General features: G+C 60.8%; 13 protein-coding genes. All 13 read left to right on the top strand.

Going from position 1 to position 15,767, the window contains the following annotated elements:
* Positions 1-72: 72 nt before the first annotated feature.
* Positions 73-1,443, top strand: coding sequence for an adenylosuccinate lyase (purB, locus tag QF045_RS18315; RefSeq protein ID WP_306493463.1), 1,371 nt, complete (start codon positions 73-75; stop codon positions 1,441-1,443).
* Between the two features lie 84 nt (positions 1,444-1,527).
* The gene (locus QF045_RS18320) at positions 1,528-2,694 is read left to right on the top strand and encodes a cupin domain-containing protein (RefSeq protein WP_306493464.1); all 1,167 of its coding nucleotides are present in this window, start codon (positions 1,528-1,530) and stop codon (positions 2,692-2,694) included.
* The gene (locus QF045_RS18325; RefSeq protein ID WP_306493465.1) at positions 2,687-3,109 is read left to right on the top strand and encodes a GNAT family N-acetyltransferase; all 423 of its coding nucleotides are present in this window, start codon (positions 2,687-2,689) and stop codon (positions 3,107-3,109) included. Before QF045_RS18320 ends, QF045_RS18325 begins: the two co-directional genes overlap by 8 nt.
* 230 nt (positions 3,110-3,339) lie before the next feature.
* Positions 3,340-4,077 (top strand): secretin N-terminal domain-containing protein, encoded by a 738-nt coding sequence (locus tag QF045_RS18330; protein WP_306493466.1) that lies wholly within the window; start codon positions 3,340-3,342, stop codon positions 4,075-4,077.
* 496 nt (positions 4,078-4,573) lie between these two features.
* Positions 4,574-5,899, top strand: coding sequence for an isocitrate lyase (aceA, locus tag QF045_RS18335; protein WP_003174717.1), 1,326 nt, complete (start codon positions 4,574-4,576; stop codon positions 5,897-5,899).
* Between the two features lie 642 nt (positions 5,900-6,541).
* Positions 6,542-6,955 carry an NADH-quinone oxidoreductase subunit A gene (locus QF045_RS18340; protein WP_003192109.1) on the top strand — a complete coding sequence of 138 codons (414 nt, stop codon included), beginning with the start codon at positions 6,542-6,544 and terminating at the stop codon, positions 6,953-6,955.
* 10 nt (positions 6,956-6,965) lie between these two features.
* Positions 6,966-7,640, top strand: coding sequence for an NADH-quinone oxidoreductase subunit B family protein (locus QF045_RS18345; protein ID WP_003219572.1), 675 nt, complete (start codon positions 6,966-6,968; stop codon positions 7,638-7,640).
* A gap of 72 nt (positions 7,641-7,712) precedes the next feature.
* Positions 7,713-9,497 (top strand): NADH-quinone oxidoreductase subunit C/D, encoded by a 1,785-nt coding sequence (nuoC, locus tag QF045_RS18350; RefSeq protein ID WP_306493467.1) that lies wholly within the window; start codon positions 7,713-7,715, stop codon positions 9,495-9,497.
* 2 nt (positions 9,498-9,499) lie between these two features.
* The gene (nuoE, locus tag QF045_RS18355; RefSeq protein WP_003232080.1) at positions 9,500-9,997 is read left to right on the top strand and encodes an NADH-quinone oxidoreductase subunit NuoE; all 498 of its coding nucleotides are present in this window, start codon (positions 9,500-9,502) and stop codon (positions 9,995-9,997) included.
* Complete coding sequence (gene nuoF / locus QF045_RS18360; protein WP_306493468.1) at positions 9,994-11,352, top strand: NADH-quinone oxidoreductase subunit NuoF; 1,359 nt, start codon at positions 9,994-9,996, stop codon at positions 11,350-11,352. Before nuoE ends, nuoF begins: the two co-directional genes overlap by 4 nt.
* A 136-nt stretch (positions 11,353-11,488) precedes the next feature.
* Positions 11,489-14,203 (top strand): NADH-quinone oxidoreductase subunit NuoG, encoded by a 2,715-nt coding sequence (nuoG, locus tag QF045_RS18365; RefSeq protein ID WP_306493469.1) that lies wholly within the window; start codon positions 11,489-11,491, stop codon positions 14,201-14,203.
* Positions 14,200-15,207 carry an NADH-quinone oxidoreductase subunit NuoH gene (nuoH, locus tag QF045_RS18370; RefSeq protein WP_003174724.1) on the top strand — a complete coding sequence of 336 codons (1,008 nt, stop codon included), beginning with the start codon at positions 14,200-14,202 and terminating at the stop codon, positions 15,205-15,207. The genes nuoG and nuoH overlap by 4 nt, the downstream gene beginning before the upstream one ends.
* Positions 15,208-15,218: 11 nt before the next feature.
* Complete coding sequence (nuoI, locus tag QF045_RS18375) at positions 15,219-15,767, top strand: NADH-quinone oxidoreductase subunit NuoI (RefSeq protein WP_003174725.1); 549 nt, start codon at positions 15,219-15,221, stop codon at positions 15,765-15,767.

Genomic DNA, 15,767 nt, shown 5'->3' on the forward strand with positions numbered 1-15,767 from the left:
GCGACGGACCGGCGGATATTTTCATGTATGATACGCGCCCCATTTCGTTGCCCGACTGTCCGAGAACACCCCATGCAGCTTTCTTCGCTCACTGCGGTTTCCCCTGTTGACGGCCGCTACGCCGGCAAAACCCAGGCCCTGCGCCCAATTTTCAGCGAGTACGGCCTGATCCGTGCCCGTGTCCTGGTTGAAGTGCGCTGGCTCCAGCGCCTGGCCGCTCACCCTGCCATCAGCGAAGTGCCGGCGTTTTCCGCCCAAGCCAACGCTGTGCTCAACACCCTGGCGGAAAACTTCTCCCTGGAGCACGCCGAGCGTGTGAAAGAGATCGAGCGCACCACCAACCACGACGTCAAAGCCATCGAATACCTGCTCAAGGAACAAGCGGCCAAGCTGCCGGAACTGGCCCAGGTCAGCGAGTTCATCCACTTTGCCTGCACCAGCGAGGACATCAACAACCTGTCCCACGCCCTGATGCTGCGCGAAGGCCGTGATGACGTGATGCTGCCACTGATGCGCCAGACCGCCGACGCCATTCGTGAGCTGGCCATCCGTTTCGCCGCCGTGCCGATGCTGTCGCGCACCCATGGCCAGCCGGCATCGCCGACCACCCTGGGTAAAGAACTGGCCAACGTGGTGTACCGCCTGGAGCGCCAGATCGCTCAAGTCGCCGCCGTGCCATTGCTGGGCAAGATCAACGGCGCGGTAGGCAACTACAACGCTCACCTGTCGGCCTACCCCGAGGTCGACTGGGAAGCCAACGCGCGCGCCTTCATCGAAGACGAGCTGGGCCTGGGCTTCAACCCCTACACCACGCAGATCGAACCTCACGACTACATCGCCGAGCTGTTCGACGCGATCGCGCGCTTCAACACCATCCTGATCGACTTCGATCGCGATATCTGGGGCTACATCTCCCTGGGCTACTTCAAGCAGCGCACCATTGCCGGTGAAATCGGTTCGTCGACCATGCCGCACAAGGTCAACCCGATCGACTTCGAAAACTCCGAAGGCAACCTCGGCATCGCCAATGCGCTGTTCCAGCACCTGGCCAGCAAACTGCCGATCTCGCGCTGGCAGCGCGACCTGACCGACTCCACCGTACTGCGCAACCTCGGCGTGGGCTTTGCCCACAGCGTGATCGCGTACGAAGCCAGCCTCAAAGGCATCAGCAAGCTGGAGCTCAACGAGCAGAAAATTGCCGCTGACCTGGACGCCTGCTGGGAAGTTCTGGCCGAGCCGATCCAGACCGTAATGCGCCGCTACAACATCGAAAACCCGTACGAGAAGCTGAAAGAATTGACGCGCGGCAAGGGGATTACCTCCGACGCACTGCAAACTTTCATCGACGGCCTGGACATGCCAGCCGCTGCCAAGGCCGAGCTGAAACTGCTCACCCCGGCCAACTACATCGGCAACGCCGTCCAGCAAGCCAAACGCATCTGATCAGCGCACGACCCTTTAAGACGCCCGGCCGCGCCGGGCGTTTTTATTCCTGTCTTAAAAGTGCTTTTTTTCAATAGGTTACACATGAATCCTGATATTCCTCTTCAACTTCTGGGCGGCATCACGGCACGCGAATTTTTGCGCGATTATTGGCAGAAAAAGCCACTGCTGATCCGCCAGGCCATCCCTGATTTCGAAAGCCCGATCGACGCCGACGAACTGGCCGGCCTGGCCCTGGAAGAAGAAGTCGAGTCGCGCCTGGTGATCGAACACGGCGAACGTCCGTGGGAGCTGCGTCGCGGCCCGTTCGCCGAAGACGCCTTCAGCACCCTGCCCGAGCGTGAGTGGACCCTGCTGGTGCAGGCGGTCGACCAGTTCGTGCCGGAAGTTGCCGAATTGCTCGAGCACTTCCGCTTCCTGCCGAGCTGGCGCATCGACGACGTGATGATCAGCTTCGCCGCGCCGGGTGGCAGCGTCGGTCCGCACTTCGACAACTACGACGTATTTCTGCTGCAGGCCCAGGGCAAGCGCAACTGGAAGATCGGCCAGATGTGCAGTTCTGAAAGTGCGCTGCTGCAGCACGCCGACCTGCGCATCCTCGCCGAATTCGAAGAAAGCGCGGAGTGGGTGCTCGAGCCGGGCGACATGCTGTACCTGCCGCCGCGCCTGGCGCATTTCGGCATTGCCGAAGACGACTGCATGACCTACTCGGTAGGCTTCCGCGCCCCGAGCGCGGCCGAAGTGCTGACCCACTTCACCGACTTCCTCAGCCAGTACCTGACCGACGAAGAGCGCTACACCGACGCCGACGCCCAGCCGGTCAGCGACCCGCACCAGATCCAGAGCGATGCACTGGACCGCCTCAAGAGCCTGTTGGCCGAGCACATGAGCGACGAGCGCATGCTGCTGACCTGGTTCGGCCAGTTCATGACCGAACCGCGCTACCCGGAGCTGGTGGCGGGCGAAGAGGTGGGCGAGGAGGATTTCATCAGCAGCCTGCAAGACGGCGCGATCCTGGTGCGCAACCCAAGCGCGCGCCTGGCCTGGTCGGAAGTGGACGACGACGTACTGCTGTTCGCCAGCGGCCAGAGCCGTTACCTGCCGGGCAAACTGCGCGAACTGCTGAAGCTGGTGTGCTCGGCAGACGCCCTGCACAGCGAAAACCTCGGCGTTTGGCTGGCCGACGAAGACGGTCGCGACCTGCTGTGCGAATTGGTCAAGCAAGGCAGCCTGGGGTTTGCGGATGAATAAGATTCACGTAAGTGTCGCGGACTGGCGAAAGGATATCGACGAGATTCGGCGCATTCGTGAAGCGGTATTTATCGCTGAACAATCGGTTCCACCGGAGCTGGAGTGGGATGCGGACGACGCCGGCGCCATGCATTTCCTGGCATTCGAAGGCGACTTTCCGATTGGCACGGCTCGTTTGTTGCCCAGTGGCGAGATCGGGCGCGTATCGGTGCTCAAGGACTGGCGCGGGCTGAAGGTCGGCGACAAGCTGATGGAAGCAGTGATTGGCCAGGCTGAGCAACGCGGCCAGACCAAGCAGTTTCTCAGTGCGCAGGTGTACGCGGCGCCATTTTATGAGCGACTTGGCTTCAAGATCGTCAGCGAGGAATTCCTGGAAGTCGGGATTCCCCATGTCGATATGGTGCGTGAGGGCTGATTCCAGACCGCGTCGCCACCATCGGGGGCAAGCCCCCTCCCACACTTGACCGCATTCCAAAGGATGTATTCGGTCAAAATGTGGGAGGGGGCTTGCCCCCGATGACTATTTCAGCAACACCCAAAATGCCCTGCCATGCCAGGGCATTTTGCCGTCTACGATTCAACTTGCGCGCTGCCAAGCCGACAAACTGGCACTATCACGCCAAATGAATTGCAGAGATCACGGACATGTCCCTACGCACCCTGCTCACCGCTCTCATCCTGACCGCGAGCGTCTCGGCCATGGCCGACACCCAGGTCGTCAACCTGAGCAACCGCACCAGCGCCGACCTGCTGCCGGTCGCACAGAATTTCATCGGCAAGGACGGCACCGTCAGCGCCTATGGCAACCAATTGATCGTCAACGCCGAACCGGGCAAGATCGAGGCGTTGCGCGCGCTGCTTGGCCAATTGGACACGCCCGCCAAGCGTTTGCTGATCACCGTCGACACCAATGAAAACAATCAGCAGAACAGCGGCGACAGCCAGACCCGCATCATCAGCTACGGCACCACCAGCCGCGACGGCGGTATCCAGCAGATCCAGGCCAGTGAAGGCGTACCCGCGCTGATTCAGGTCGGCCAAAGCGTACCGCTGACCACCACCCAGCAGGACAGTTACGGGCGCCTGCAGAACCAGACCCAGTATCGCAACGTCACCCAGGGCTTTTACGTGACCGCCAGCGTCACCGGCGAGACCGTTCACCTCGCCATCAGTACCAACCGTGACCGCATGAGCCAGGAACGTCCCGATGTAGTGAACGTACAAAGTACCGACACAAGCGTCAGCGGTCGCCTGGGCGAGTGGATCACGCTGGCTGGCATCAACCGTGAAACCCAAGCCGACAAATCCTCTACAACCCGCAGCTACTCTACTCAGGGCCGTGACGACCTGACGGTGCGGGTCAAAGTCGACACGCTGAACTGAAGCACCGAAAACTGACTGGCGAGTCGTATTAGACCAAAGATGTAGTGCTTTAAAAAAAGCACTACAAAACGTTTGACGAGCCAAAAAAGCATGGGCATGATGGCCTCGCTCCCGCTAATCAGGGGCCCTGGCAAGGGCCTTCGGATCGCCGCTCTAAACTACCCACCTGAGCCGATTCGTGTCTGTACCGCCCACAAGGTGTGTTTGACGTTGGTTGCGACTGGAACGAAGTTGTCCCGAGGGACGGAAGCTAACCAGGTAACCCGGCTACACACTGATGGATCGTACGAAGGCCCACGATGCCCGAAGACCGTTCGCAGTTTGCCCTTACCTGCTCAATTCCGCCTTTGAGCCAATCGTTCATCCCGTCGCCCTCCCCGCCAAACCCGGCTTGACCGCCTGAGCTTCTGGTCAGCGAGCAGCCATAACCACGTACTGACTACGCGGCTGGCAAATGGAATTTTCCACCTAGACCTATGCGACGAGGTTTTTCCCCATGGCACTGACACGCGAACAGCAAATTGCAGCCCTTGAAAAAGACTGGGCTGAAAACCCACGCTGGAAAGGCGTGACCCGCGCTTATTCCGCTGCTGACGTCGTCCGCCTGCGTGGCTCGGTCCAGCCTGAGCACACCTTTGCAAAACTCGGCGCCGAGAAGCTGTGGAACCTGGTCACCCAAGGTGCCAAGCCGTCCTTTCGCCCCGACAAAGATTTCGTCAACTGCATGGGCGCCCTTACTGGCGGCCAGGCAGTGCAACAGGTAAAAGCCGGTATCCAGGCGATCTACCTGTCCGGCTGGCAAGTGGCAGCGGACAACAACTCCGCTGAATCCATGTACCCCGACCAATCGCTGTACCCGGTGGACTCCGTACCGACCGTGGTCAAGCGCATCAACAACTCGTTCCGCCGTGCCGACCAGATCCAGTGGAAAGCCGGCAAGAACCCGGGCGATGAAGGCTACATCGATTACTTCGCGCCTATCGTGGCGGACGCTGAAGCTGGTTTCGGTGGCGTACTCAACGCCTATGAGCTGATGAAAAGCATGATCGAGGCTGGCGCTGCGGGCGTGCACTTCGAAGACCAACTGGCTTCGGTGAAAAAATGTGGCCACATGGGCGGCAAGGTTCTGGTGCCCACTCAGGAAGCCGTACAGAAGCTGACCGCTGCCCGTCTGGCCGCTGACGTTGCCGGCACGCCGACCATCATCCTGGCGCGCACCGATGCCAACGCCGCCGACCTGCTGACCTCGGACTGCGACCCTTACGACCAGCCGTTCGTGACCGGCGAGCGTACACAGGAAGGTTTCTACAAAGTGCGCGCCGGTCTTGACCAGGCGATCGCCCGCGGCTTGGCCTATGCGCCGTACGCCGATCTGATCTGGTGCGAAACCGCCAAGCCGGACCTGGACGAAGCCCGCCGCTTCGCCGAAGCGATCAAAAAGGAATACCCGGACCAACTGCTGTCCTACAACTGCTCGCCTTCCTTCAACTGGAAGAAGAACCTGGACGACGCGACCATCGCCAAGTTTCAGCGCGAATTGTCTGCCATGGGCTACAAGCACCAGTTCATTACCCTGGCTGGCATTCACAACATGTGGCACAGCATGTTCAACCTGGCGCACGACTACGCCCGCAACGACATGACCGCCTACGTGAAGCTGCAGGAGCAGGAGTTCGCTGACGCCGCCAAAGGCTACACCTTCGTGGCTCACCAGCAGGAAGTGGGCACTGGTTACTTCGACGACATGACCACCGTAATCCAGGGTGGCACCTCGTCCGTCACCGCGCTGACCGGCTCGACCGAAGAAGAGCAGTTCCACTAAGCACCGCGTACACGGCCATTGCGGCCCCAGGGAAGACCTAACCGCAGTGCCGCATCACAATCACGCCCCGACTGGTTCGGGGCGTTTTTTATTTCAGCAATACAAAAAAGCAAATGTGGGAGGGGGCTCGCCCCCGATTGCGGTATATCAGTCAGCTTATTTGGAGCTGACCCACCGCTATCGGGAGCAAGCCCCCTCCCACACCAGAATGCATGCAGCCCTGGGATTTTTTGCGCAAAAGATTGATCCAGAGCGGTATCCGCACAGGTCCGATCGGTTAAAAGAACCGCTGCAGCAACTAAACAGCATTCAACCAAGTAACGGTAACTTCCCCGCCACATGAGAAACATTCGCTTAAAACCTGCGCAAACAATATTCATTATCATTTGGCGCGCAGAAACTTCGTTACAGCTAAAACAAAACACATTTGATGAAAAGCCCCCTAATGCCCACTACGCAAGGGCTTGAGCCCCACAAAGGTGCACTATGTGCTTATTCCACCGAATAATTTCGCCACAGGAATTTTACTTGCCCGGTGTTTAGCCATAAAATCACCGCGATTGATTGCAGTGCGACATATCGTCACTGCATCGTTACTTTTTCGAGCTCAGAGACCTTTGCTCTCTGTTAAGGATTTCCAGCATGACCGACGCGACAGGACTCATGGCCCACAACTGGGGCTTTGCCATTTTCCTTCTCGGTGTTGTAGGCCTTTGCGCCTTCATGCTTGGCGTCTCCAGCCTTCTCGGGTCAAAAGCCTGGGGCCGCAGCAAAAACGAACCGTTCGAGTCCGGCATGCTACCTACAGGTGGCGCCCGCTTGCGGCTCTCAGCCAAATTCTATCTGGTCGCGATGCTCTTCGTGATCTTCGATATCGAAGCCCTCTTTCTCTTTGCCTGGTCTGTGTCCGTTCGCGAAAGCGGCTGGACCGGATTCGTCGAAGCCCTCGTTTTCATAGCAATTCTGTTGGCAGGCCTTGTCTACCTATTTCGAGTGGGCGCCCTTGACTGGGCTCCGGAAGCTCGTCGTAAGCGGCAAGCGAAGCTGAAACAATGAGGCTTTGGCGATGCAATACAATCTCACCAGGATCGACCCGGATGCTCCTAACGAGCAGTACCCCATCGGCGAACGAGAAACCGTTTCCGACCCGTTAGAAGACCAAGTCCACAAAAACATCTACATGGGCAAGCTCGAAGACGTGCTGAGTGGCGCGGTCAACTGGGGGCGTAAAAACTCCCTGTGGCCGTACAACTTCGGTCTGTCGTGCTGCTACGTGGAAATGACCACCGCCTTCACGGCGCCCCACGACATCGCGCGCTTTGGCGCCGAAGTTATCCGGGCATCACCGCGCCAGGCGGATTTCATGGTTATCGCCGGTACGTGCTTCATCAAGATGGCGCCGATCATTCAGCGTCTCTATGAGCAAATGCTCGAACCGAAATGGGTTATCTCCATGGGTTCGTGCGCCAACTCCGGTGGCATGTACGACATCTACTCGGTCGTTCAAGGGGTGGACAAGTTCCTGCCCGTGGACGTCTACGTGCCTGGCTGCCCGCCCCGCCCCGAAGCATTCCTGCAAGGCTTGATGCTGCTGCAGGAATCGATTGGCAAGGAGCGTCGCCCACTTTCCTGGGTGGTCGGTGATCAAGGCGTGTATCGCGCCGAGATGCCGTCCCAAAAGGAACAGCGCCGCGAACAGCGTATTCAGGTCACCAACCTGCGCAGCCCCGACGAAGTCTGATCCAGCCCGCTTCTTTAAATAGAACGAAAACCTGGCTTCATTCTTTACGTTGACCGAAAGCGATAAAAAACCATGACTACAGGCAGTGCTCTACGCATCCCGCCTTATAAGGCAGACGACCAGGATGTGGTCGTCGAACTCAATAACCGTTTTGGCCCTGACGCCTTCACCGCCCAGGCCACACGCACCGGCATGCCGGTGCTGTGGGTGGCGCGTGCCAGGCTTGTCGAAGTCCTGACCTTCCTGCGCAACCTGCCCAAGCCGTACGTCATGCTCTATGACCTGCATGGCGTGGACGAGCGTCTGCGCACCAAGCGTCAAGGCCTGCCGAGCGGCGCCGATTTCACCGTGTTCTATCACCTGATGTCGCTTGAACGTAACAGCGACGTGATGCTCAAGGTCGCGCTGTCCGAGGGCGACCTGAGCGTGCCGAGCGTGACCGGTATCTGGCCGAACGCCAACTGGTACGAACGCGAAGTCTGGGACATGTTCGGTATCGACTTCCCCGGCCACCCGCACCTGTCGCGCATCATGATGCCGCCGACCTGGGAAGGTCACCCGCTGCGCAAGGACTTCCCTGCCCGCGCCACCGAATTCGACCCGTTCACCCTCAACCTGGCCAAGCAGCAGCTCGAAGAAGAGTCTGCGCGCTTCCGCCCGGAAGACTGGGGCATGAAGCGTTCCGGCACCAACGAGGACTACATGTTCCTCAACCTGGGCCCGAACCACCCTTCGGCTCACGGTGCGTTCCGTATCATCCTGCAACTGGACGGCGAAGAAATCGTCGACTGCGTTCCGGACATCGGCTACCACCACCGTGGTGCCGAGAAGATGGGCGAGCGCCAGTCCTGGCACAGCTATATCCCGTACACCGACCGTATCGACTACCTCGGCGGCGTGATGAACAACCTGCCGTACGTGCTCTCGGTCGAGATGCTGGCCGGCATCACGGTACCCGACCGCGTCGACACCATCCGCATCATGATGGCCGAGTTCTTCCGGATCACCAGCCACCTGCTGTTCCTGGGTACGTACATCCAGGACGTCGGCGCCATGACCCCGGTGTTCTTCACCTTCACCGACCGTCAACGCGCCTACAAGGTCATCGAAGCCATCACCGGCTTCCGTCTGCACCCAGCCTGGTACCGCATTGGCGGCGTGGCCCACGACCTGCCCAATGGCTGGGAGCGCCTGGTCAAGGAATTCATCGACTGGATGCCCAAGCGTCTGGACGAATACCAAAAGGCCGCGCTGGATAACAGCATCCTCAAGGGCCGTACCATCGGCGTGGCCCAGTACAACACCAAAGAGGCCCTGGAATGGGGCGTCACCGGTGCCGGCCTGCGTTCCACCGGGCTCGATTTCGACCTGCGCAAAGCGCGCCCATACTCCGGCTACCAGAACTTCGAGTTCGAAATTCCGACAGCCGTGAATGGCGATGCCTACGACCGTTGCATCGTGCGCGTCGAAGAAATGCGCCAGAGCCTGAAGATCATCGAGCAGTGCATGCGCAACATGCCGGCAGGTCCGTACAAGGCGGATCACCCGCTGACCACGCCGCCGCCCAAAGAGCGCACGCTGCAGCACATCGAAACCCTGATCACGCACTTCCTGCAGGTTTCGTGGGGCCCGGTCATGCCGGCCAACGAGTCCTTCCAGATGATTGAAGCGACCAAGGGCATCAACAGTTATTACCTGACGAGCGATGGCGGCACCATGAGCTACCGCACCCGGATTCGCACCCCAAGCTTCCCGCACTTGCAGCAGATCCCTTCGGTGATCAAAGGCGAGATGGTCGCGGACTTGATTGCGTACCTGGGTAGTATCGATTTCGTTATGGCCGACGTGGACCGCTAAGCATGAACAGCACGCTTATCCAGACAGACCGTTTCACCTTGAGTGAAACCGAGCGCTCGGCCATCGAGCACGAGCTGCACCACTACGAAGACCCGCGCGCGGCGTCGATCGAAGCCTTGAAGATCGTGCAGAAGGAACGCGGCTGGGTGCCGGACGGCGCCCTCTACGCCATCGGCGAGATCCTTGGCATCCCGGCCAGCGACGTTGAAGGCGTGGCGACGTTCTACAGCCAGATCTTCCGTCAACCGGTCGGCCGCCACATCATTCGCGTGTGCGACAGCATGGTCTGCTACATCGGTGGCCACGAATCCGTGGTCAGCGAGATCCAGGCCAAGCTGGGCATCGGCCTGGGCCAGACCACCGCAGACGGCCGCTTCACGCTGCTGCCAGTGTGCTGCCTGGGCAACTGCGACAAGGCGCCGGCGTTGATGATCGACGACGACACATTCGGTGACGTACAGCCTGCTGGCGTGACCCAATTGCTCGAGGGCTACCCATGACCCTGACTTCCTTCGGCCCGGCCAACCTGATCAAGCGTTCGGCCGAGACCCACCCGCTGACCTGGCGCCTGCGTGACGACGGCGAGCCTGTGTGGCTCGACGAGTACCAGGCCAAGAACGGCTACGCCGCCGCGCGCAAGGCCTTCGCCGACATGGCCCAGGACGACATCGTCCAGACCGTGAAAGACGCCGGCCTCAAGGGCCGCGGCGGCGCAGGCTTCCCCACGGGCGTGAAGTGGGGCCTGATGCCCAAAGACGAATCCATCAATATCCGCTACCTGCTGTGCAACGCGGATGAAATGGAGCCCAACACCTGGAAAGACCGCATGCTGATGGAGCAACTGCCCCATCTGCTGATCGAAGGCATGCTGATCAGCGCCCGCGCGCTGAAAACCTACCGTGGCTACATCTTCCTGCGTGGCGAATACACCACCGCCGCCAAGCACCTCAACCGTGCCGTGGCTGAAGCCAAGGCGGCAGGCTTGTTGGGCAAGAACATCCTGGGTTCGGGTTTCGACTTCGAACTGTTCGTGCACACCGGCGCCGGGCGTTACATCTGCGGTGAAGAAACCGCACTGATCAACTCTCTCGAAGGCCGCCGCGCCAACCCGCGCTCCAAGCCGCCCTTCCCCGCCGCCGTGGGCGTGTGGGGCAAGCCGACGTGCGTGAACAACGTCGAGACCCTGTGCAACGTGCCGGCGATCATCGCCGACGGCGTGGACTGGTACAAATCCCTGGCCCGCGAAGGCAGTGAAGACATGGGCACCAAGCTCATGGGCTTCTCCGGCAAGGTCAAGAACCCTGGCCTGTGGGAGCTGCCGTTCGGCGTGACCGCGCGCGAGCTGTTCGAGGACTACGCCGGCGGCATGCGCGACGGCTACACCCTCAAGGCCTGGCAGCCAGGCGGCGCCGGCACCGGCTTCCTGCTGCCCGAGCACCTGGACGCGCAGATGTATGCCGGCGGTATCGGCAAGGTGGGCACCCGGATGGGTACTGGCCTGGCGATGGCGGTGGACAACACGGTGAACATGGTCTCGCTGCTGCGCAACATGGAGCAGTTCTTCGCCCGCGAATCCTGCGGCTTCTGCACCCCTTGCCGTGACGGTCTGCCATGGAGCGTCAAGCTGCTGATGGCCCTGGAAAATGGCGAAGGCCGCGAGGGCGACATCGAAACCCTGCTGGGCCTGGTCGGCTTCCTCGGCCCAGGCAAGACCTTCTGTGCGCACGCACCGGGCGCCGTGGAACCATTGGGCAGCGCAATCAAATACTTCCGCCCTGAATTCGAGGCCGGCATCGCGCCAAACCGCGCGGGCGAACTGACTCAGGTGGTATCACCGACCATGGTCGGTGCGTAGAGCTTAAAGAAGCGAAGGGTTCGTGCCTTTCGCTTTTCTCATGTGCGGACGCCTTGATGGCTGTGTAGATGCACATGAATAACAAGATTCCATTAGCCACGCCCGCTGACAACGGGCCAACGAAGAACTTTGAACCATGGCCACTATCCACGTAGACGGCAAAGCGCTCGAAGTCGATGGGGCGGACAACCTGTTACAGGCATGTCTGTCACTCGGCCTCGACATCCCGTATTTCTGCTGGCACCCCGCGCTCGGTAGCGTCGGTGCCTGTCGCCAGTGTGCGGTCAAGCAGTACACCGACGAGAACGACACCCGTGGTCGTATCGTCATGTCCTGCATGACCCCAGCCACCGACAACACCTGGATCTCCATCGACGATGATGAATCCAAGGCGTTCCGCGCCAGTGTCGTCGAATGGCTGATGACCAACCACCCCCACGACTGCCCGGTCTGTGAGGAAGGCGGTCACTGCCACCTGCAAGACATGACGGTGATGACCGGCCACAACGAGCGCCGCTATCGCTTCACCAAGCGTACCCACCAGAACCAGGACCTCGGCCCGTTCATCTCCCACGAAATGAACCGCTGCATCGCCTGCTACCGTTGCGTGCGTTTCTATAAGGACTACGCCGGCGGCACCGACCTGGGCGTATTCGGCGCCCACGACAACGTGTACTTCGGTCGCGTTGAAGACGGCGTGCTCGAAAGCGAATTCTCCGGCAACCTCACCGAGGTCTGCCCGACCGGTGTGTTCACCGACAAGACCCACTCCGAGCGCTACAACCGTAAGTGGGACATGCAATTCGCGCCGAGCATCTGCCATGGCTGCTCCAGCGGTTGTAACATCTCGCCGGGCGAGCGCTACGGTGAACTGCGTCGTATCGAAAACCGCTTCAACGGTTCGGTCAACCAGTACTTCCTGTGCGACCGTGGCCGTTTCGGCTATGGCTACGTCAACCGCGAAGACCGTCCACGCCAGCCGCTGCTGGCCGATGGCGCCAAGCTGAGCCTGGACGCCGCGCTGGACAAGGCCGCCGACCTGCTGCGTGGCCGTAACATCGTCGGTATCGGTTCGCCGCGCGCCAGCCTCGAAAGCAACTTCGCGTTGCGTGAGCTGGTCGGCGCCGAGCACTTCTACTGCGGTATCGAAGCCGGCGAGCTGGAACGTATCCGCCTGGTCCTGCAAGTGCTGAACGACAGCCCGCTGCCAGTGCCGAACATGCGCGACATCGAAGACCACGATGCGATCTTCGTGCTCGGTGAAGACCTGACCCAGACCGCCGCGCGTATCGCGCTGTCGCTGCGTCAGTCGGTCAAAGGCAAGGCCGAGGAAATGGCCGATGCCATGCGCGTCCAGCCCTGGCTCGACGCCGCGGTGAAAAACATCGGCCAGCACGCGCTGAACCCGCTGTTTATCGCTTCCCTGGCTGAAACTAAGCTCGACGACATCGCCGAAGAATGCGTCCACGCCGCACCGGACGACCTGGCGCGCATCGGCTTCGCCGTGGCCCACGCCCTCGACGCCAGCGCGCCTGCCGTTGACGGCCTGGACACTGAAGCCGTGGCACTGGCCCAGCGCATCGCCGACGCCCTGCTGGCCGCCAAGCGCCCGCTGATCATCGCCGGTACCTCGCTGGGTTCCAAGGCGCTGATCGAAGCCGCCGCCAACATCGCCAAGGCCCTGAAGCTGCGCGACAAGAACGGCTCCATCAGCCTGGTCGTACCGGAAGCCAACAGCCTTGGCCTGGCCATGCTCGGTGGCGAGTCCGTGGACGCGGCCTTGCAAGCGGTGACCGACGGCCACGCCGACGCCATCGTGGTCCTGGAAAACGACCTGTACACCCGCACCGCTGCGGCCAAGGTTGACGCTGCACTCAACGCCGCCAAGGTGCTGATCGTGGCCGATCACCAGAAGACCGCCACCAGCGAGCGTGCGCACCTGGTACTGCCAGCCGCTACCTTCGCCGAAGGCGACGGTACCCTGGTCAGCCAGGAAGGCCGCGCCCAGCGCTTCTTCCAGGTGTTCGATCCGAAATACATGGACGCCAGCATCCTGGTTCACGAAGGCTGGCGCTGGCTGCATGCCCTGCGCGCGACCCTGCTGAACCAGCCGATCGACTGGACCCAGCTGGACCACGTCACCGCCGCGACCGCCGCCAGCGCACCGCAGTTGGCGCGCATCGTCGATGCCGCGCCGTCCGCCGCGTTCCGCATCAAGGGGCTGAAACTGGCCCGTGAGCCGCTGCGTTACTCCGGTCGTACCGCCATGCGCGCCAACATCAGCGTGCACGAACCGCGTACCCCGCAAGACGCCGACACCGCGTTCGCCTTCTCCATGGAAGGTTACTCGGGTTCGGTCGAGCCACGTCAGCAGGTGCCATTCGCCTGGTCGCCGGGCTGGAACTCGCCGCAGGCCTGGAACAAGTTCCAGGACGAAGTCGGTGGTCACATCCGCGCTGGCGACCCAGGCACCCGCCTGATCGAAAGCACCGGTGATTCGCTGAACTGGTTCGCCGCCGTACCGCGTCCGTTCAACCCGGCGCCGGGTACCTGGCAGGTCGTGCCGTTTTTCCACCTGTTCGGCAGCGAAGAGAACTCTTCCAAGGCCGCGCCGGTTCAAGAACGCATTCCAGCCGCCTACGTGGCCCTGGCCAAGTCCGAAGCCGACCGCCTGGGCGTCAACGACGGTGCCCTGCTCAGCCTGAACGTGGCCGGCCAGACCTTGCGTCTGCCGCTGCGCATCAACGAAGAGCTGGGTGCCGGCCTGGTTGCACTGCCTAAAGGCATCGCCGGTATTCCTCCAGCGATCTTTGGCCAAACCGTTGACGGTCTGCAGGAGGCAGCGCAATGACCTGGTTCACCCCTGAAGTGATCGACGTGATCATCTCGGTCGTCAAGGCCATCGTGATCCTGTTGGCCGTGGTCGTTGCGGGCGCTTTGCTCAGCTTCGTCGAACGTCGCCTGCTGGGCTGGTGGCAGGACCGTTACGGTCCGAACCGCGTTGGCCCGTTCGGCATGTTCCAGATCGCCGCCGACATGCTCAAGATGTTCTTCAAGGAAGACTGGACCCCGCCGTTTGCCGACAAGGTGATCTTCACCCTGGCACCGGTGGTGGCCATGAGCGCCTTGCTGATCGCCTTCGCGATCATCCCGATCACCCCGACCTGGGGCGTGGCGGACCTGAACATCGGCCTGCTGTTCTTCTTCGCCATGGCGGGTCTGTCGGTGTATGCGGTGCTGTTCGCCGGTTGGTCGAGCAACAACAAGTTCGCCCTGCTGGGCAGCTTGCGGGCCTCGGCGCAAACCGTATCCTATGAAGTATTCATGGGGTTGGCACTGATGGGCATCGTGGTGCAGGTTGGCTCGTTCAACATGCGCGATATCGTCGAGTACCAGGCACAGAACCTGTGGTTCATCATTCCGCAGTTCTTTGGCTTCTGCACCTTCTTCATCGCTGGCGTAGCCGTGACTCACCGTCACCCCTTCGACCAGCCGGAAGCGGAGCAGGAACTGGCCGACGGTTACCACATTGAATATGCCGGCATGAAGTGGGGCATGTTCTTTGTCGGTGAGTACATCGGCATCATCTTGATCTCGGCCCTGCTGGTGACGCTGTTCTTTGGCGGCTGGCACGGTCCGTTTGGCATCCTGCCGCAGTTGGCCTTCTTCTGGTTCTTCCTGAAGACCGCGTTCTTCATCATGCTGTTCATCCTGCTGCGCGCCTCGATTCCGCGCCCGCGCTATGACCAGGTGATGGATTTCAGCTGGAGATTCTGCCTGCCGCTGACCCTGATCAATTTGCTGGTGACGGCCGCCGTCGTGTTGTTGAACACGCCAGCAGCCGCGGTTCAGTGAGGATTTGACCCATGTTCAAATATATTGGCGACATCGTTAAGGGTACCGGTACCCAGTTGCGAAGCCTGGTGATGGTGTTCGGTCACGGCTTTCGCAAACGCGACACCCTGCAATACCCGGAAGAAGCGGTGTACCTGCCGCCGCGCTATCGTGGCCGCATCGTACTCACCCGTGACCCCGATGGTGAAGAGCGTTGCGTAGCCTGCAACCTGTGCGCCGTGGCGTGCCCGGTGGGTTGCATCTCCCTGCAGAAAGCTGAAACCGAAGACGGTCGCTGGTACCCGGACTTCTTCCGTATCAACTTCTCGCGCTGCATTTTCTGCGGCCTCTGCGAGGAAGCTTGCCCGACCACCGCGATCCAGCTCACGCCGGATTTCGAGATGGCCGAGTTCAAACGTCAGGACCTGGTGTACGAGAAAGAAGATCTGCTGATCTCTGGTCCCGGTAAAAACCCTGATTACAACTTCTATCGTGTTGCAGGTATGGCCGTTGCCGGTAAGCCCAAGGGCGCCGCACAAAACGAAGCCGAGCCGATCAACGTGAAGAGCTTGCTGCCTTAA

Source organism: Pseudomonas sp. W4I3 (assembly GCF_030816195.1).
In the GTDB taxonomy this organism is placed as follows: Bacteria; Pseudomonadota; Gammaproteobacteria; order Pseudomonadales; family Pseudomonadaceae; genus Aquipseudomonas.